Origin of the sequence: Limimaricola sp. G21655-S1 (genome assembly GCF_027213785.1) — a bacterium.
Taxonomy (GTDB): domain Bacteria; phylum Pseudomonadota; class Alphaproteobacteria; order Rhodobacterales; family Rhodobacteraceae; genus Limimaricola.
This window is the reverse complement of the sequence record NZ_JAPWGO010000001.1, coordinates 230076-248400: the sequence shown is the minus strand read 5'-3', so window position 1 is coordinate 248400 and position 18325 is coordinate 230076. Positions and strand designations below refer to the sequence as shown.

Here is an 18325-nt window from a genome sequence, read left to right as displayed (position 1 = left end):
CCACCGGTGCGCCGGTGATGTCGGCGAGGAACTGCATGGTCCAGTCGCTGGCGCTCATGCCGCCATCCACGCGCAGCGTCGCGCGTTCGGAGGCGTCCTGCCAGTCGGCGCGCATGGCCTCGAGCAGGTCGCGGGTCTGGTAGCCCACGCTTTCCAGCGCGGCGCGCGCCATCTCGCGCGGGCCGGTGTTACGGGTGAGCCCAAATACCGCGCCGCGGCAGTCGGGGTCCCAATAGGGCGCGCCGAGACCGGTGAAGGCGGGGACCATGATCACCCGCTGCTGCGGGTCCGAGGCCTCGGCCATCGCCTGCGTCTCGGACGCCTTGTCGATCAGACCCAGCCCGTCGCGCAGCCATTGCACCACCGCGCCGGCGATGAAGATCGAGCCTTCGAGCGCATAGGTCGGCTTGCCGTCGAGCTGGTAGGCCACGGTGGTCAGCAGGCGGTGGGTCGAGCGCACCGGCGTCTCGCCGGTGTTCAGAAGCGCGAAACAACCGGTGCCATAGGTGGATTTCAGCATGCCGGGGGCGAAGCAGGCCTGACCCAGCGTCGCCGCCTGCTGGTCTCCCGCGACGCCGAGGATCGGGATTTCGCCGCCCAGGAGATCGGTCGCGCCGAAATCGGCGGCGCAGTCGCGCACCTCGGGCAGCATCTCCATCGGAATGTCGAGCATGCCGCAGATGGTGCTGCTCCAGCCGCCTTTGCGAATGTCGTAGAGCATGGTGCGGCAGGCATTGGTGGCGTCGGTGGCGTGCACCCGCCCGCCGGTAAGGTTCCAGATCAGCCACGTATCCACGGTGCCGAACATCAGCTCGCCCTTGCGCGCCCGATCGCGCGCGCCGTCGACGTGATCGAGGATCCATTTGAGCTTGGTGCCCGAGAAATACGGATCGATGATCAGCCCGGTCTTGGCGGTGACGGTTTCCTCCTCGCCCCGCTCGCGCCAGTCGCGGCAGAACTGGGCGGTGCGGCGATCCTGCCAGACGATGGCGTTATGGATGGGGCGGCCGGTCTCGCGCTCCCAGACTAGCGTCGTCTCGCGCTGGTTGGTGATGCCGATGCCGGCGATGTCGGCGGCGGCGATGCCGGTCTTGTCCAGCACGGCGCGGCAGACGCGCAGCGTGCTCTGCCAGAGGTCGTCCGGGTCGTGTTCGACCCAGCCGCTGTCGGGGTAATGCTGCGGAAATTCCTCCTGCGCCATCTCCACGATCTTCATCTGCGCGTCGAAGAGAATGGCGCGGCTCGAGGTGGTGCCCTGATCGATGGCGAGGATGTGGGTCATCGGATGCTCTTGTCTGAAAGGAACGCGCCGCGGCGGGAGGCTCCGCGGCGCGGGATGCCGGGGCCAGACGGCCCCGGCGGTTCGGCATTTACTGCCAGGACTTGATCAGCTCTTCATAGCTGATGGTCTCGGGCTCCTCGTCCTCGTTCTCCAACTTCGGCTTCGGCGCGCCGGGCTGGTCGAGCCAGTACTGCGGATCCTGCTCCTCGTTCATGACCGGCCCGAGATCGCCCTGGATGCCCGCGCGCTCGAGCCGCTCGAGCACCTGCTCCTGCTGCTCGCAGAGGCTGTCGAGGGCCTCCTGTGCGGTCTTGGCGCCCGAGGAGGCGTCACCGATGTTCTGCCACCAGAGCTGCGCCAGCTTGGGATAGTCGGGGATGTTGGTGCCGGTCGGCGACCAGCGCACCCGGTCGGGCGAGCGGTAGAACTCGACGAGACCGCCAAGCTCGGGCGCCCGCTCGGTGAAGCTTTCGTGCTGGATCGTCGACTCGCGGATGAAGGTCAGGCCCGCATGCGACTTCTCGACGTCGACGGTCTGCGAGGTGACGAACTGGGCGTAGAGCCAGGCCGCCTTGGCGCGATCGACCGGGGTCGATTCCATCAGCGTCCAGGAGCCCGCGTCCTGGTAGCCGACCTTCATGCCCTCTTCCCAGTAGACGCCGTGCGGGCTTGGGGCCATGCGCCATTTGGGGCTGCCATCCTCGTTCAGCACGGCCGCCGCGCCGTCGCCGACCATGTCGGCGGTGAAGGCGGTGTACCAGAACATCTGCTGCGCGATCTGGCCCTGGGCCGGCACCGGGCCGGATTCCGAAAAGGTCATGCCGGCAGCCGCGGGCGGGGCGTAGTTCTGCAGCCAGTCGGTGTACTTCTCGATCGCATAGACGGCCGCGGGCGAGTTGGTCGCGCCGCCGCGCGCCACGCAGGAGCCGACCGGCTGGCTGTTCTCGTTGACGCGGACGCCCCATTCGTCGACCGGCAAGCCGTTGGGCTCGCCCTTGTCACCCATCCCGGCCATCGACATCCACGCATCGGTGAAGCGCCAGCCGAGGCTCGGATCCTTCTTGCCGTAATCCATGTGGCCGAAGACCTCGCCCGACACGCCCATGTGGCTCAGGTCGCGGCCGGTGAAGAAGGCGGCGATGTCCTCATAGGCCGACCAGTTGACCGGCACGCCGAGCGGATAGCCGTATTCGGCCTCGAAATCCGCCATGTTCTTCTCGTCGGTGAACCAGTCGTGGCGGAACCAGTAGAGGTTCGCGAATTGCTGGTCGGGCAGCTGGTAGAGCTTGCCATCCGGGCCGGTGGTGAACTGCAACCCGATGAAATCGTCGAGGTTGAGGTTCGGGTTGGTGACGTCCGCGCCCTCGCCCGCCATCCAGTCGGTCAGGTTGCGCGCCTGCTGGTAGCGCCAATGGGTGCCGATCAGGTCGCTGTCGTTGATGTAGGCGTCGTAGATGTTCTCGCCCGACTGCATCTGCGTCTGCAGCTTTTCGACCACGTCGCCCTCGCCGATCAGGTCGTGGGTGACGTTGATGCCGGTGATCGCGGTAAAGGCCGGGGCCAGCACGTTGGCCTCGTATTCATGCGTGGTGATGGTTTCGGAGACCACGTTGATCGACATGCCCGAGAACGGCTCGGCGGCATCGACGAACCACTGCATCTCGGCTTCCTGCTCCTCGCGGGTGAGGGCGGAGCGCTCGATCTCCTCGTCGAGGAAGCTGATCGCGGCCTCCATGTCGGCCATGGCGGGCCCCGCCATGAGACCGAGCGCGAGGCCCAGCGCGGTGGTGGATTTCAGAAGCGGGTTCATATGGTTTCCTCCCATTTGTCGAACCATCACGCCGTCCTCCCCGAACGGCGCTTCGTGAAACTCGTCAGACCCAGCGGAACACCGCGGCGGCGTAAACGAGGCAGACCAGCATCGCCCAAGGCTGCGGCGCATCGACAAGCCCCAGCCAGGCGAGATTGATGAAGGCGGAGCCCAAGAGCGTGATGAAGAGCCGGTCGCCGCGCGTCGTCTCGATTCCCAGAACGCCGGTGCGCGGCGTCTCGGGATAACGGATCGCCAGCACCGTGAAGATGATCAGCAGCGCCGCGATCGAGCCGAAGAAGATCGCGGTGGGGACCGTCCATGCCATCCATGCCATGTCGTCTCTCCTCTCTCAGACCCGGCCCAGGGCAAAGCCCTTGGCGATGTAGTTGCGCACGAACCAGATCACGAGCGCGCCGGGCAGGATCGTCAGCACCCCCGCCGCCGCGAGCACGCCCCAGTCGAGGCCCGAGGCCGAGACGGTGCGGGTCATCGTCGCCGCGATCGGCTTGGCATCGACGCTCGTCAGGGTGCGCGACAGCAGCAGTTCCACCCAGGAGAACATGAAGCAGAAGAAGGCGGCGACGCCTATGCCGCTCGCGATCAGCGGCATGAATATCTTCACGAAGAACTTCGGAAAGGAATAGCCGTCGATATAGGCGGTCTCGTCGATCTCGCGCGGCACGCCGCGCATGAAGCCCTCGAGAATCCACACCGCCAGCGGCACGTTGAACAGCGTATGCGCCAGCGCCACCGCAATATGGGTGTCGAACAGCCCGACCGAGGAGTAGAGCTGGAAGAACGGCAGCGCGAAGACCGCGGGCGGCGCCATGCGGTTGGTCAACAGCCAGAAGAACAGGTGCTTGTCGCCCATGAAGCTGTAGCGCGAGAAGGCATAGGCCGCCGGCAGCGCCACCGAGATCGAGATGACGGTATTCATCGTCACGTAGATGATCGAGTTGACGTAGCCCATGTACCAGGACGGATCGGTGAGGATCTTCTCGTAATTGGCCAGCGTCAGGTTGCGCGGCCAGAGCGAGAAGCCCGACAGGATCTCGGCATTGGTCTTCAGACTCATGTTCAAGAGCCAGTAGATCGGCAGCATCAGGAACAGCAGGTAGAGCGCCATCACGATCATCGAGCCGTTCGGCCGGAAGCGGCGGCGGGTGCGGGCGCGCGGTTCGGCGGCGCTGACGTCGCCGGGGATCGAGGCCGCGCCGGGGGCGGAGGTCGTCGCATCGGACATCAGACACCATCCCTTTTGTCGAGGTTGGTCATCACGGTGTAGAACACCCAGGAGATCAGCAGGATGACGAGGAAGTACATCAGGCTGAAGGCCGCCGCCGGGCCGAGGTCGAACTGTCCCAGCGCCATCTTCACGAGATCGATCGACAGGAAGGTGGTGGCGTTGCCGGGACCGCCGCCGGTAACGACGAAGGGCTCGGTATAGATCATGAAACTGTCCATGAACCGCAGCAGGATCGCGATCATCAGCACGCCCGCCATCTTCGGCAGTTCGATGAAGCGGAACACCTTCCAGCGCGAGGCCTGGTCGATCTTGGCGGCCTGGTAGTAGGCGTCGGGGATCGATTGCAGGCCGGCATAGGCCAAGAGCGCCACCAGCGAGGTCCAGTGCCAGACATCCATGATGATGACCGTGGCCCAGGCGTCGATCACGTTCTGGGTGTAGTTGTAGTTCACCCCCAGCTTGGCCAGCACGTAGCCCAGGAGCCCGATGTCGACCCGGCCAAAGATCTGCCAGATCGTGCCGACCACGTTCCACGGGATCAGCAGCGGCAGCGACATCAGCACGAGGCAGAACGAGGCCCAGAAGCCTTTCTTCGGCATGTTGAGCGCGACGAAGATGCCCAGCGGCACCTCGATCGCGAGGATGATGCTCGAGAAGACCAACTGGCGGCCCAGCGCGTTCCACATCCGCTCGCTCTCGAGCATGTCACGGAACCAGTCGAGACCGGCCCAGAAGAAGACGTTGTTGCCGAAGGTGTCCTGCACGGAATAGTTCACCACGGTCATCAGCGGGATCACCGCCGAGAAGCCGACGAGGATCAGCACCGGCAGCACCAGGAACCAGGCTTTCTGATTGACGGTCTTGTTCATCACGCGGCCCTCCCCTGCGCGGTCCCCGGAGCGACGCGCCACTCGTCGGCATAGACGTTGATCGCCTCCGTATCGAAGCTCACCCGGTCGGCCCCTGCCGGCACCGGCGTGCCCTCGTCGAGGATCGCGTTGGCGGCGGTGCCGCCGACATCGAGCCGGACGATCTTGTGGCGGCCCACATCCTCGACGCGCAAGATGCGCGCGGGCAGCCCTTCGCCGCCGGCATGCAGCCGGACGAATTCGGGCCGGACGCCGATCTGCACCTGACCCGCGACGGGGGCGTAGCTGTCGCCCAACGGCACCGCCACGCCCTGCACGGTGGCGGTCGCGCCCGAGACCTGGGCGTCGAACAGGTTCATGCCGGGCGAACCGATGAAGAAGCCCACGAAGGTATGCGCGGGCCGCTCGAACAGCTCCTGCGGCGTGCCGATCTGTACCACGCGCCCATCATACATCACCACCACCTTGTCGGCGAAGGTCAGCGCCTCGGTCTGGTCGTGGGTGACGTAGATCATCGTGTGGCCGAAGTCGTGGTGCAGCTGCTTGAGCTGGGTCCTGAGTTCCCACTTCATGTGGGGGTCGATCACGGTCAGCGGCTCGTCGAAGAGAAGCGCGTTCACGTCCTCGCGCACCATGCCGCGACCGAGGCTGATCTTCTGCTTGGCGTCGGCCGTCAGCCCGCGCGCCTTGCGCCTGAGCTGATCCTCCATGCCGATCATCGCCGCGATGCTGTTCACTCGCTCGGCGATGTATTTCGGATCGGCGCCGCGGTTCTTGAGGGGAAAGGCGAGGTTCTCGCCCACCGTCATGGTGTCGTAGACCACCGGGAACTGGAATACCTGCGCGATGTTGCGCTCGGCCGTCGGCGCGTCGGTCACGTCGCGCCCGTCGAACAGGATTCGCCCCCGGCTCGGCCGCAGCAGCCCCGAGATGATGTTGAGCAGCGTGGACTTGCCACAACCCGACGAGCCCAGGAGCGCGTAGGCCTCGCCATCGGCCCAGTCGTGGTTCAACTCCTTGAGCGCCCAGTCATCGTCGGATTTCGGTTGCTTGAGGTAGGAATGCGCGAGGTTGTCGAGCGTGATCTTGGCCATGTCAGGCGGCCTCCACGTAGGATGCAGGGGCGACGAGCGGACCGTCCTCGGCGAAGACGTAGACATGCGCCGGGTCGAGATAGGCGGTGAGCGCCTGCCCGGGGCGCAGGTTGCGCACGCCATGGATCAGCCCGACCCAACGGGTGCCGTGATGGTCGAGATGCACGAAGGTCTCGGAGCCGGTGATCTCGGTCACCGCGAGCCGCGTCTCGAAGGCGATGTCGCCCTCGTGGCGGCGTTCCAGCTCCATGTGGTTGGGGCGGAAGCCCCCCTGATAGCGACCGTCGCGCAAGCCGCCCAGCGCGCCCGCGGCCGGCACCTCGCGGCCGCCATCGAGATGCAGGACCGCCCCGCGCTTCTCGAAGGGCAGGAAATTCATCGGCGGATCGGAGAAGACCCGTGCCGTGGTCGCGTCCACCGGGTGGCGGTAGACCTGTGGCGTCGGGCCGAACTGCGTCACTCGCCCCTCCCAGAGCGTCGCGACATGGCCGCCCAGTAGCAGCGCCTCCTCCGGCTCGGTGGTCGCATAGACGAAGATCGAGCCCGCCTCTTCGAAGATCTTTGGGATTTCGGCGCGCAGTTCCTCGCGCAGCTTGTAGTCGAGATTGGCCAGCGGCTCGTCCAAGAGCACCAGACCCGCATCCTTGACCAGCGCCCGGGCCAGCGCGCAGCGCTGTTGCTGACCGCCCGACAGCTCAAGCGGCTTGCGGTCGAGAAGCGGGGTCAGCTTCATCATCTCGGCCGATTTTCGAACGGCGGCGTCGATCTCGTCCTTCGACTTGCCCGAGATCCGCATCGGCGAGGCGATGTTGTCGTAGACCGTCATCGACGGGTAGTTGATGAACTGCTGGTAGACCATCGCCACCTTGCGGTCCTGCACCCGCACGCTGGTCACGTCCTCGCCGTTCCACAGGATGCGGCCGGTCGTCGGCGCGTCGAGCCCCGCCATCAGCCGCATCAACGAGGTCTTGCCCGACAGGGTCGGGCCCAGCAGCACGTTCATCGTGCCGTTTTGCAACGTGAGGTCGGTGCGGTGGATATGGGTCTGCCCCTCCACCCGCTTCGACACGCCCTCCAGCGTCAGCGTCATGATCGTCCTCCCCGGTCGCGCGGCCCTCCTCAGCCGTGCCGCGCGGCCCTCTCTCCCTGCATCCAGTCCTCGAGGGCGGCGGCCTGATCTCCTGTCAGGCGCAGCCCCAGCTTCGATCTCCTCCACAGCACGTCATCCGCGCTGCGAGCGTATTCCTTTTCGACGAGCCACGCGACCTCGGCCTCGGTCAGCGTCGCCCCGAAATCGCGACCGAGATCCTGCGCGCTCCGGGCCTTGCCGAGGATCAACCGCGCCTCGGTGCCATAGGCGCGCACCAGCCGCCGCGCCCAGCGCCGGTCGAGGAACGGGTAATCCGCCTCGAGCCCCGCGATCAGCGCCTCGACGCCATCGACCGGGAAATCCCCGCCCGGCAGCGCGACGCCGGCGGTCCAGCGACCCTTTGTGGTCTCGAAATAGGGCGCGATCTTCTCCATCGCGCTCTCGGCGAGGCGGCGATAGGTGGTGATCTTGCCGCCGAAGACGTTGAGCACCGGCGCGCCGCCCTCGGCATTGACCTTGAGCGTGTAGTCCCGCGTCGCCGCCGTGGCGCTCGAGGCGCCGTCGTCATAGAGCGGACGCACCCCCGAATAGGTCCAGACGATGTCGTCGCGCGTCACCTCGCGTTCGAAATAGCGGCTCGCGAAGCGGCACAGATAGTCCTGCTCCTCGGGCGTGCAGATCGCCGGCTCGGAGGGATCGGGGTGGTCGGCATCGGTGGTGCCGATCAGCGTGAAATCGGTCTCGTAGGGGATCGCGAAGATGATCCGCCCGTCGGTGCCTTGGAAGAAATAGCACTTGTCGTGATCGTAGAGCCGCTCGGTGACGATGTGGCTGCCGCGCACGAGGCGCACGCCCTCGCGGGTTTCCACGTCGATCGCGCCCTTCAGCAGCTTGCCGACCCAGGGCCCGCCCGCATTGACCAGCATCCTGGCCCGGTGCGTGCGCCGCGCGCCGGTGTCGCGGTCCTCGACCTCGATGACCCAGAGCTCGCCCTCCCGCGTCGCATGCAGCACCTTGGTTCGGGTCATGATCCGCGCGCCGCGCGCCTCGGCGTCGCGGGCGTTCAGGACCACGAGCCGCGAATCCTCGATCCAGCAGTCGGAGTATTCGTAGGCGGTCTCGAACTTGGGATCGAGCGGGCCGCCGGCCGGGTCGCGCCTGAGATCGAGCGTGCGGGTGCCGGGCAGGATCTTCCGCCCGCCCAGATGGTCGTACATGAAAAGCCCCAGCCGGATCAGCCAGGCCGGGCGCCGCCCCTTCATCCAGGGCATCACCGTGCCCAGAAGCTTCGAGGTCGGGGTATCGCTCTCGAACCGCATCGACGGGTGATAGGGCAGCACGAAGCGCATCGGCCAGGAGATGTGCGGCATGGCGCGCAGCAGCGTCTCGCGCTCGATCAGCGCCTCGCGCACCAGCCGGAACTCGAAATATTCGAGGTAGCGCAACCCGCCATGGAACAGCTTGGTCGAGGAGGAGGAGGTCGCCTGCGCGAGATCGTCCATCTCGGCCAGAACCACCGACAGCCCGCGCCCGGCAGCGTCGCGGGCGATGCCGCAGCCATTGATGCCGCCACCGATCACGAAGAGATCGCTGACATCTTCGGTTGTCTCGACTGCCGACAAGTGGATGCCCCCCGCCCCGTGTTCGGTTCGCCCGTGATCCTGACTCCGAGAAGCGCGCCAAGCAAGAGGAATTTTTCGTTTAGGTTCGCTTTCTTCGATCCGAACCTGTACCGTTCGCGACCATAGGGAGTAGAGTTTTCAGCACTTTTTGGGAGTTTTCGCGGGAAAGACGGGCTATAGGTTTCCATTCACATAGGGAAGCAATCCCGCGTTTGCGTTGCATTCTGCCGGATTCCGCGCATTATGGAACATCCATAACGGGATCCGCGCGATGTCACAGAGCTTTCGGCAGCCAGAAATCCTCGAGATCGCCCGCCGCGAAGGGCGGGTCACGGTCGAGGGGCTGGCCGAACATTTCGGGGTGACCCTGCAGACGATCCGCCGCGACCTGACCGATCTGGCCGAGGCCGGACGACTCGAGCGAGTGCATGGCGGTGCGGTGCTGCCATCGGGCACCGTCAATATCGGCTACGAACATCGCCGCAGCCTCAACCCCGGGCCCAAATCCGCGATCGCCGCGGCCTGTGCTGCCGAGATTTCGGACGATGCCTCGATCTTTCTCAACATCGGCACCTCGACCGAGGCGGTGGCGCGGGCGCTGCTGCGCCATCGCGGGCTGATGGTGGTCACCAACAACATGAACGTCGCCACCATCCTCGCCGAGAACGCCGAGGCGCAGGTGATCGTCACCGGCGGCGCGCTCAGGCGCTCGGATGGCGGGCTCGTTGGTTCGCTCACCACCCAGACGATCCAGCAGTTCAAGTTCGATCTCGCGGTGATCGGCTGCTCGGCGCTCGACGAGACCGGCGACCTGCTCGATTTCGACATTGAGGAGGTCGGGGTGAACCAGAGCCTGCTGCGCCGTTCGCGCCGCACCGTCCTGGTGGCCGACCGCTCCAAGTTCTCGCGCTCCGCGCCCGCGCGCATCGCCTCGCTGCGCGAGATCGACGTCTTCTATACCGACGCACCGCCGCCTCCCGCGCTGGCGCAGCGCTGCGCCGAATGGGGCACCCGCATCGTCATCGCCCGACCGGACTAGCCCTGCACTGGCGATTCACCCCTTCGAGGCATAAAGGGGGATGCGCCTTTCCTGCCCGCGCGCCCGGAGTGCCGATGCGTACCACCCTGCCCCGACTGGCCCTGCGCCTCGCGCTGGTCGCGATCCTGATCGCGGTCAATCTCTGGCTGGCCTTCTGGCTGCGCGACTTCGCCGCCGAGATGGCCGCGCAAGGCCGGATGGAACTGCTCGGCCTCACGGTCGCGGGTCTGCTCCTGCTCTACGCGGTGGTGCTGGCGATTCCCTTCGTGCCGGGGGCCGAGATCGGGCTGGCGCTGCTGATGGCGCATGGCGCTGCCGCCGCACCCATCGTCTGGGGCGCGACGGCGGTGGGGCTGATGCTGGCCTTCGGGGCCGGCCGGGCGCTCGCCGCGCCGCGGGTCTGTCTGGCGCTGGACCGGCTGGGCTTCGACAGGGCCGCCGCGGCATTGGCGCGGCTGCGCGAAACCGATCCAGAGGCACGGATGCGCAAGCTCGAGGACAGCGTGCCGCGCTGGGCCCGGCGCTGGGTGCTGCGGCGGCGTTATCTCGTTCTGGCACTGCTGGTGAACCTGCCGGGCAACTCGCTGATCGGCGGCGGCGGCGGCATCCTGCTGGCCGCCGGGCTGAGCCGGTTGTTCCAGCCGGTTGCCGTGGCGCTGACCATGCTGCTGGCCACAGCGCCGCTGCCGCTCGCGGTGATGCTGATCGGCCCCGGCATACTGGGCTAGCTCCGGCTGCCACTGGCCGAACCCCGTAAGGCGGCGTAACCAAGCCCCAGCTGACAGCGATGGGAACGTGACTTGGCCTATCTCGACAACATCCGCACCTTCGTCAGGGTCTACGAGTTGGGCTCGATGTCGGCGGCCGGGCGCGATCTGCGGGTGTCGGCCGCCGTGGCATCGGCCCGGATCGGGCAGCTCGAGACGCATCTGGGCGTGCGGCTGTTCCAGCGCACCACCCGCAGCCTCGCCCCCACCGAGCAGGGCCGCAGCTTCTACGACGGCGCGCGCGCGGTGCTGGAAAAGGTCGAGGAGGCCGAGGCGCTGGTCTCGCGGATCACCGAAAACCCGCGCGGCACGATCCATGTCGCGGCCCCTCTGGGCGTCGGGCGGCGCCTGATCGCGCCGGAGCTTCCGGGCTTCGCCGCCACCTATCCCCAGGTCGATCTGCGGTTGCGGCTGTCGGACCGGATGATCGATCTCGCCGCCGAGGCGATCGATCTGCGGTTCTTCCTCGGCCGCCCCGCCGACAGCGATCTGACGATCCGCCAGATCGCCAGCTGCGCAAGACTGCTCTGCGCTGCGCCCGACTACATCGCCCGACGCGGCACCCCGCGCGACGGCGCGGCCCTGGTGAGCGGCGCGCATGATTGCCTCAACCTGCGCTTTCCCGGCGCCACGGAGTTCCGCTGGACCCTGATGACCCCCGAAGGTCCGCGCGCCTACCCGGTGAGCGGGCGGCTCGAATGCGATGATGGCGACGTGCTCACCGATTGGGCTCTGGCTGGTGCCGGAATCGCGCTCAAGCCGGTGTTCGAGATCGCCGATCATCTGGCGGCGGGCCGGCTGGTGCCGGTCTGCACCGAAACGCCGCCCCTGCCGGTGCAGATGGCCTGCCTGTTCACGCATCGTCGGCTGCAGGACCCGAAGATGCGGCTCTTCATGGACCATATGGCCGAGCGGATCGGCGGTGCGGTTGCTGCCGCCGAGGCCGTCGCCGGGGCCTGCTAGGCCCGAAATCGGCAAATTTTCGCCCATCACACGGAGATGCTGGAACCGTTTCTGCCCGCTAGACGCGACTCGGGTATAGCGGGGGGCAGAGACAGAGGAGAGCGCCCTTGTTCGCAGCCGTCCGGTCCGTCGAGGCCCCCGAACGTCCCGTCAGCCCTGCGGAAACCGGTCCGCTCGTCCGCACTGCCGTGCTGCTCGCCCGGGTCTGGGAGCTGCGCGATGCGCAGATGGTGGCCATCCTCGGCGGCATGCAGCCCGAGAGCTGGCGCCGCTGGTGCGCCGGACAGGTCGAGATCGTCGACCGCGAGCGGCTGCGCCGCATGGCGCTCCTCCGCGACATCCACGTCGCCACCCGCAGCGCGAGCGCGACGCTCGGCCCCGCCGACTGGATCCGTGCCCGCCAGCCAGCCCTTGGCGGCCGCAGCCCGCTGCAGATGATGGGGTCGGGCCGGATCGAGGACCTGATCAGGCTGCGCGACGCCTTCGCTTCCATCGCCGCCTGATCGCGCATCCCGGGCGCGGGATGCGTCCGCGTTGACACGGGCCCGCCAGCGGCTAGGAGGGCGCTCCCGCCCCTCCTGATGCCCGGAGCCCCGCCATGGACCTGCCCCTCGCCCCGCTGCTCGCGGCGCTCGATCTCGTTTCAGCCGTCTCCTTCGCGGCGACCGGCGCGCTGGTCGCTTCGCGCAAGGAACTCGACATCCTCGGCTTCGTCTGGTTCGCGGTGATCACCGGCGTCGGCGGTGGCACGACGCGCGACCTGATCCTCGGAGAGCCGGTGTTCTGGGTCGAGGATCCGACCCCGGTGATCGCCTGCATCCTCACCGCCATCGTCACGCATTTCGCGGCGCACATGATGGAGTACCGCTACCGCTACATCCTTTGGCTCGATGCCTTCGGCATGGCGCTGGTGAGCGTGGTGGGCACGCTCAAGGCGCTCGACGCGGGGGCGGGCGTCACGGTGGCGATCGCGATGGGCGTGATCACCGCCAATGTCGGCGGCATCATCCGCGACACGCTGGGCCATGAGCCCTCGGTGATCCTGCGCCGCGAGATCTATGTCGCGGCCTCGATGCTGGGGGCCGCGGCCTGCGCCGCGCTCGTGCTTTCGGGCGCGGGGCGCGAGGCGGCGGCGCTGGCGGGCTTCGGTCTCGCCTTCACGCTCCGGATCGTGGCGCTGTGGCGCGGCTGGTCGCTGCCGGCCTACCGCTCGCGTCCTGGTCGCAAGAACCCGCCCACCGGTTTCTGAAGCATCCCATGAAAAAGGGGGGCGTCAGCGCCCCCCTTCGATCTCGCGGACTGATCGCGCTCAGCCGAGCGGCCGGGTCTGGGCCGGCACGGCCCATGCGGCGCGGTCGATGTCGAGATCGGCGTAATCCTCGATCTCCAGTACCGGCTCCACCGCGCCCGCGCGCAACTGCCTGCGGTAGTCGTTGAGAAGCCGCAGCCCGACCGGGAACAGCATGGTCAGCGCCAGCAGGTTGACCAGCGCCAGAAGCCCCATCAGCGGGTCCGAGAAGAAGAACACCGCCGTGGCGCCGGGCGCCGCTGCCCCAAGAAACACCACCATCGGCACCGCGAGCCGCAGCAGCACCCGGGCGATGCCGTTGTCCCACAGCACGCTCAGCGCGGTCTCGCCGAGATAGTAGTTGTAGATGATCGAGCTGAAGGCGAAGAGCAGCACCGCGCCGGTCAGGAAGTACTGCGCCCAGCTGCCCAGATGGTCGACCAGGCTCTGCTGGGTCAGCGCGACGCCGTCCACATCGGTCGCGCCGGGCACGTAGACATCCCCCAGAAGGATCACCATCGCGGTGCAGGTGCAGATGATCATCGTGTCGATGAACACCGAGAGGGACTGCACGATGCCCTGGCTGATCGGATGCGGCACCGCCGCCGCCGCCGCCACGTTCGGCGCCGAACCGAGGCCCGCCTCGTTCGAGAACAGGCCACGCCGCATGCCTTGCGCCACCGCTGCGCCGACACCGCCACCGACGGCTTCCTCGAGGCCCACCGCATTGGCCACGATGGTCCAGAGTGCCGCCGGCACTTCGGTGATGTTGAGAACGATCACAGCCAGCGCCAGTACGATGTAGCCGATCGCCATGATCGGGATGATCACGTCCGAGACGCGGGCGATCCGCTTGATGCCGCCGAACACGATGACGAGCGTCACCAGCGCGAGGCCCGCGCCGACGAGGATCGGGTCGAGCCCGAGGCTGTCCTGCGCGGCCACCGCCACGGTGTTGCCCTGGAACGCCGAGAAGCCGAGCCCGAAGGAGGCCAGCAGGCAGATCGCGTAGAGGATGGCGAGCCAGTTGAAATGCGCCCCGAGCCCGTGGATGATGTATTGCGCGGGCCCGCCACGGAAGGTGCCGTCGGGCTCACCGCGCTTGTAGAGCTGCGCCAACGCGCATTCGAACAGCGAGGTGGCCATGCCGATCAGCGCCACCACCCACATCCAGAACACCGCGCCGGGTCCGCCCAGCGTGATCGCCACCGCGACACCGGCGATGTTGCCGCCGCCGACGCGGCCGCCGACCGATACCAAGAGCGCCTCGCGCGAGGAGACGCCGCCCTGACGGTCGCCGCCTTCGGAGAGCACGCCCCACATGCGCCCGAAAAAGCGCAGCTGCACGAAGCCCGAGATCAGGGTGAAGGTGCCGCCGAGTATCACGAGGAACGGGATCAGCGCCCAGCCCCACGTGGCGTCCCCGATCCAGCCGAATAGCGTCTGCAATTGTGTCATGCGGTCCTGTCTCCCCTGTCGCGCGCAACTTCAACGGTGCGGCTCTGTGGCGCGTTTGCGCAAGGGGCGCAACGCATTGTTCCGATACAAGCGGTCATAGAAGCACCAGTGCCACGGAGCCCGCATAGAGCACCAGCACCAGAACGCTTTCGAAGCCGATCCGCACCGGGCCGGTCTTCTCGCGCCGCAGCATTCCCAGAAGTAGCACCCCGGTCATCAGCATGGCGATGAGCGCGGTGGTCCGATCGGCCGGGGTGAGTGCGCCGTAGATCGAACCTTCGTCGAAGAAATCGGCGGCCGAGAGGAACATTACCTCGAAGGCGTTGCCGCCGATCACGTCGCCCACCGCAAGGCTGACGGCGCCGATCCGCACCGCGGCGATGGCAGTGACCAGTTCGGGCAGGGAATTGGCCACGCCCGCAAAGACCGTGCCCACCGCGCTTTCACCCATGCCGGTCAGCTTGACGAGCGCGAGGCTTGCCTCGCCGATTACCCAGCCCGCCACAGCCGTCACCCCCGCATAAAGCGCGAAGCGCAGCCAGAGCCCGCCATCCGACCTGCCGCCCTCGCGGTCCGGCTCGGAAACCTCCTCGCGGGTTTCATCGGTTTGAACCGGATGCCACATCGGATCGTCATGGATCCGCGACAGCAACCGCAGGCCGAAGGCATAGCCGACCGGGATCAGCAGCGAGGCGGGATGCACGCCCCAAATTGTGATCTGCGGCTCGGCCGAGGCGATGAGCGGGATCGAGAGCAGCACCACCAGCAGCACGCCCTGCGCGAGACCGGTGACCGAGGCGGCGGCATGTTCGAGATTGGCACGGCGATAGAACAGGTCGGCCACCGCGATGAAGGCGGTCTGCGCGGTCAGCCCGCCCAGTGCGTTGCCCACGGCAAGGCCAGAGGCCCCCTGCGCGGCGGTGGAAATGGAGGTGATGGCGCCGGGCAGCGAGGTCGCCGCTCCGACGAAGAGCGCGCCGGCGACGACCTCGCCCATGCCCGTGCGGTCGGCCAGCGCATCGGCGACATGGGCAAGCCGTACGCCTGCCATCATGATCGCCGCCGCCGCCATCGCGAAGATGCCGGCGACGGCCCAGAGGGAGAGGCCCGACAGGTCCATTCAGCGAACCGGACCGCCGGTCATTCCGCGATCGTGAACTCCCGCCCCTCGAACAGGGCACAAGAGCCGTCGCTGTCACCGATGGCGAAGCCGCTTTCGCTCGGGGCAAGCTCGCAGCGCATCGGGAAGATCGCGGAGCCGGTGTCGCCTTGCACCTGATCGAGCGTCAGAACGCCGTTCTCCACGACATAGCGCCCGTTGACGCGGCCCATCTGGTCGCTGCCTGCCATGGTGAAGCGCCCGTCCTCCGAGAATTTCACCGCGATCGGGCCCAGCGTGTAGAGACCGGGTGACAGGTTCGCGACTTCCGAGGGTGCGGCGGCGGGCGCGTCGCTATCGGCAGGCGCGGCGGCGGGACCTGCCGGCGGGGCCCCGGGTTCGCCGCCAATGACGGTGTCGGTCGAGGCGGTTTCGGCTTCGGCGGCCTCCGCGAGATCGGTCTCGGTCGACGCTTCCTGGTCCGGTAGATCGGTGACCTGCGGACGCGCCATGGCCTCGCCTGCTTCGGGGGCCGCGGCAGCTTCGTCAGTCGGCGCGACCTCGGTTCCGCTCTCGGCCGCGTTGGTCACGGCCTCTGTCGAGGCGGCATCGTCGGCAGGCGCATCCACGTCAGCAGCGGGCACGATCGGCTCGGCCGGCTCGGTTTCGCCCTCCTCTGCCACCGCTACGGTTTCTTCAGGCAGATCGGTCACTTGCGGACGCTCGGCAGCAGGCGCGGCATCGGCGGTTTCGTCCGTTTCCGTAGCTTCAGTCTCCACGGGCGCTTCCGAAGCTTCGGTCTCTGCGGGCAGATCGGTCACCTGCGGACGATCGCCAGTCGCCTCGACCGGCGCCGCCGCGCCAGCGATGCGACGCTCGACCCGAGCCAGCTCCTCGGCCCGCTGCGCGAGGTTCTGCGCCAGCTGCGCCACCTCTTCCTGCAACAGCTGCCTCTGCTCCCGGGCCGCCGCGACTTCCTGGGCGAGCGAGTCCTGCTCCTCGCTCAACGCGCTGACCTCGGCCTCGAGATTGTCGCGGCGCTCGGTCAGCTCGGCAACGCGGGCCTTGGCTTCGGCCAGTTCGGCCTTGATGGTGTCGCTCTCTTCGCGCACCGAGCTCAGCTCGGTTTCGGCCTGCGAAACCTGCTCGGTCAGTTCTGCCGCCTCGCTGCTCAGCGTGGCGATCAACTGGCGCAGCTCGGCCTCCTCGCCGCGCGCCTGCTCGAGGCGCTGCGTGACCTCGTTCAGCTCGGCGGTCGCGGCCTCGGCACGCGATTGGGCCTCGGCGCGACGCGTCTCGAAGCTATCGAGTTCGCTGCGCAGCGGCGCGAGTTCCTCTTCGAGCGTGCGCGTCTGCTCCTGCGCCGCCTCGAGATCGGCTTCCGCCGTCTCGATCTGGCCCGACAGCTCCTGCAGACGCGCCTCGGCCGGGGCGATCTCGGCCTCGATGGTGGCACGACGGTTCTCGAGCTCCTGCTCCTCGACCCGGAGCCCTTCGAGTTCGGCGCGCAACGCTTCGATGCTGCCCATGGTCTCGGTCTGGATCGCCACCTGATCCTCGACCTCGACGATCCGCGCCTGCGCCTCTTCGAGATCGCCGCCGATCGAGGCGCGGGCGATGAGCAGCCACAACACCAGGATCCAGCCGATCACCGCGGCGGCCACCGCGATCCAGAATCGGGACGAGCTCGGCCGCTTCGCGGGTTCAGCTGTATCGGTCATGTCGTGCAATCTCCCCTCGTGACGCCTTGCGCGCGCCGCATTCTTCTCGTCAAGAAGCAACAGGGGCAAGCGCGAAGGGGTTCCGGGCAAAGGTGAAAAATCCTCAGCGCCTCGGAGGCCAGACCCTCTCGACCGCCTCGCGCACTGTCCTAAGCGGGTGCGCGACCGCCGCGGCGGGCATCGGCACCACCGCGCCGTCCGGCCCGTATCCCATCGCGCCCATTACCGCCTCCGCCCCCTCTGGCAACGGCATGGTTGCGCGCAGATCGTAATCGCGATTGCCATCGCGTACCGGCTCCGGCGCCGCGCCGTCGCAAGGCCGGTCGCAGAACGCGGCCAAGGCCCGGCGCGCGGCGTCCGGGGTGGCCACGAGATCCTCGTAGCGCAGGATCAGCCGCGCATGCAGCCGTCGGGCATCTTCCAGTGCGATCCGGTAGGCCTGTGTCCAGTGCGCGACCAGATCGGCCTCGCTGCGGTCGCTCCACTTCGCCATGGCCCGCGCCACCGCGAGGGGATGGCGCGCCACGATGACGAATTGCGACAGCGGGAACAGCTGCTGGTAAAGCCGCGTCCGAAGCAGGTTCACCGGAGACTTCTCGACGCGCCATGCCGTGTCGGGGAACCACGGCGCCCAATCCGCCTCGATCCGCTCGCGCACCTCCAGCCGGTCGAAGCGGCCGCCCTCGACAAGATGCTGATCAGGGTCGAAGGCGAAGGCCCCCGGCTCTCCCGCCAGCGCGTCATGCGGGATCGCGCCCTGCAGATAGACCCCTTCGTTTTCGGGAACCGGCAGGTTCGAAAGCGTACCCAGCCCAGGGATGGAGCCGGCGATCCGCGCCGCCAGCGAGGTGCCTGAGCGGTGCAACCCGCCGATGAAAAGGTAACGATGCTTCATGTTTCTTGGTCCCCGCGCCTGCCTGCAGCCCGCAAGCTAGCGCGGCATGGCGTTTGATCAGCCTCGGCTTGAACCGGAA

General features: G+C 67.5%; 17 protein-coding genes (1 of these 17 running past the window's edge). 5 read left to right on the top strand and 12 right to left on the bottom strand.

Features of this window, described 5'->3' with window-relative positions:
* The 8 genes from glpK to glpD all read right to left on the bottom strand — a co-directional run.
* Positions 1 to 1282 carry the 5' portion of a glycerol kinase GlpK gene (gene glpK / locus O4G76_RS01325; protein ID WP_269395624.1) on the bottom strand. It extends 200 nt beyond the left edge of the window, so 1282 of the gene's 1482 nt are visible here — the first part of the coding sequence; its start codon is at positions 1280 to 1282; the stop codon falls past the left edge of the window.
* 88 nt (positions 1283 to 1370) lie between these two features.
* The gene (locus O4G76_RS01320) at positions 1371 to 3092 is read right to left on the bottom strand and encodes an ABC transporter substrate-binding protein (RefSeq protein ID WP_269395623.1); all 1722 of its coding nucleotides are present in this window, start codon (positions 3090 to 3092) and stop codon (positions 1371 to 1373) included.
* A gap of 64 nt (positions 3093 to 3156) precedes the next feature.
* Positions 3157 to 3429 carry a DUF2160 domain-containing protein gene (locus tag O4G76_RS01315; RefSeq protein WP_269395622.1) on the bottom strand — a complete coding sequence of 91 codons (273 nt, stop codon included), beginning with the start codon at positions 3427 to 3429 and terminating at the stop codon, positions 3157 to 3159.
* A 15-nt stretch (positions 3430 to 3444) separates the two neighbouring features.
* Positions 3445 to 4338 carry a carbohydrate ABC transporter permease gene (locus O4G76_RS01310; RefSeq protein ID WP_269395621.1) on the bottom strand — a complete coding sequence of 298 codons (894 nt, stop codon included), beginning with the start codon at positions 4336 to 4338 and terminating at the stop codon, positions 3445 to 3447.
* Entirely contained in the window at positions 4338 to 5210 is an 873-nt protein-coding gene (locus O4G76_RS01305; RefSeq protein WP_085894925.1) for a carbohydrate ABC transporter permease, read from the bottom strand. Before O4G76_RS01305 ends, O4G76_RS01310 begins: the two co-directional genes overlap by 1 nt.
* Positions 5210 to 6304, bottom strand: coding sequence for an ABC transporter ATP-binding protein (locus O4G76_RS01300; protein WP_269395620.1), 1095 nt, complete (start codon positions 6302 to 6304; stop codon positions 5210 to 5212). The genes O4G76_RS01305 and O4G76_RS01300 overlap by 1 nt, the downstream gene beginning before the upstream one ends.
* A 1-nt stretch (position 6305) precedes the next feature.
* A complete protein-coding gene (locus O4G76_RS01295; protein WP_269395619.1) occupies positions 6306 to 7394 on the bottom strand; it encodes an ABC transporter ATP-binding protein in 1089 nt (362 codons plus the stop codon).
* 29 nt (positions 7395 to 7423) lie between these two features.
* Complete coding sequence (gene glpD / locus O4G76_RS01290) at positions 7424 to 9016, bottom strand: glycerol-3-phosphate dehydrogenase (RefSeq protein ID WP_269395618.1); 1593 nt, start codon at positions 9014 to 9016, stop codon at positions 7424 to 7426.
* Between the two features lie 271 nt (positions 9017 to 9287).
* On the opposite strand from glpD, the gene O4G76_RS01285 reads away from it, so the two are divergent.
* The 5 genes from O4G76_RS01285 (at position 9288) to O4G76_RS01265 (ending at position 13034) form a co-directional block, all read left to right on the top strand.
* Entirely contained in the window at positions 9288 to 10055 is a 768-nt protein-coding gene (locus tag O4G76_RS01285) for a DeoR/GlpR family DNA-binding transcription regulator (protein WP_269395617.1), read from the top strand.
* A 74-nt stretch (positions 10056 to 10129) separates the two neighbouring features.
* A complete protein-coding gene (locus O4G76_RS01280; protein WP_269395616.1) occupies positions 10130 to 10783 on the top strand; it encodes a hypothetical protein in 654 nt (217 codons plus the stop codon).
* Between the two features lie 72 nt (positions 10784 to 10855).
* Positions 10856 to 11785, top strand: coding sequence for a LysR family transcriptional regulator (locus O4G76_RS01275; RefSeq protein WP_269395615.1), 930 nt, complete (start codon positions 10856 to 10858; stop codon positions 11783 to 11785).
* A gap of 107 nt (positions 11786 to 11892) precedes the next feature.
* Positions 11893 to 12288 (top strand): antitoxin Xre/MbcA/ParS toxin-binding domain-containing protein, encoded by a 396-nt coding sequence (locus tag O4G76_RS01270; RefSeq protein WP_269395614.1) that lies wholly within the window; start codon positions 11893 to 11895, stop codon positions 12286 to 12288.
* 95 nt (positions 12289 to 12383) lie between these two features.
* The gene (locus tag O4G76_RS01265; protein ID WP_085894933.1) at positions 12384 to 13034 is read left to right on the top strand and encodes a trimeric intracellular cation channel family protein; all 651 of its coding nucleotides are present in this window, start codon (positions 12384 to 12386) and stop codon (positions 13032 to 13034) included.
* A gap of 60 nt (positions 13035 to 13094) precedes the next feature.
* Here O4G76_RS01265 and O4G76_RS01260 read toward each other — a convergent pair whose 3' ends face one another.
* The 4 genes from O4G76_RS01260 to O4G76_RS01245 form a co-directional block, all read right to left on the bottom strand.
* On the bottom strand, positions 13095 to 14531 hold the full coding sequence (locus O4G76_RS01260; RefSeq protein WP_269395613.1) for a sodium:alanine symporter family protein: 1437 nt from the start codon (positions 14529 to 14531) through the stop codon (positions 13095 to 13097).
* Between the two features lie 94 nt (positions 14532 to 14625).
* Positions 14626 to 15651, bottom strand: a complete 1026-nt coding sequence (locus O4G76_RS01255) for a sodium:calcium antiporter (RefSeq protein ID WP_269395612.1) — start codon at positions 15649 to 15651, stop codon at positions 14626 to 14628.
* Between the two features lie 20 nt (positions 15652 to 15671).
* A complete protein-coding gene (locus O4G76_RS01250; protein WP_269395611.1) occupies positions 15672 to 17351 on the bottom strand; it encodes a hypothetical protein in 1680 nt (559 codons plus the stop codon).
* 103 nt (positions 17352 to 17454) lie between these two features.
* A complete protein-coding gene (locus O4G76_RS01245) occupies positions 17455 to 18246 on the bottom strand; it encodes a sulfotransferase (RefSeq protein ID WP_269395610.1) in 792 nt (263 codons plus the stop codon).
* Between the last annotated feature and the right edge of the window lie 79 nt (positions 18247 to 18325).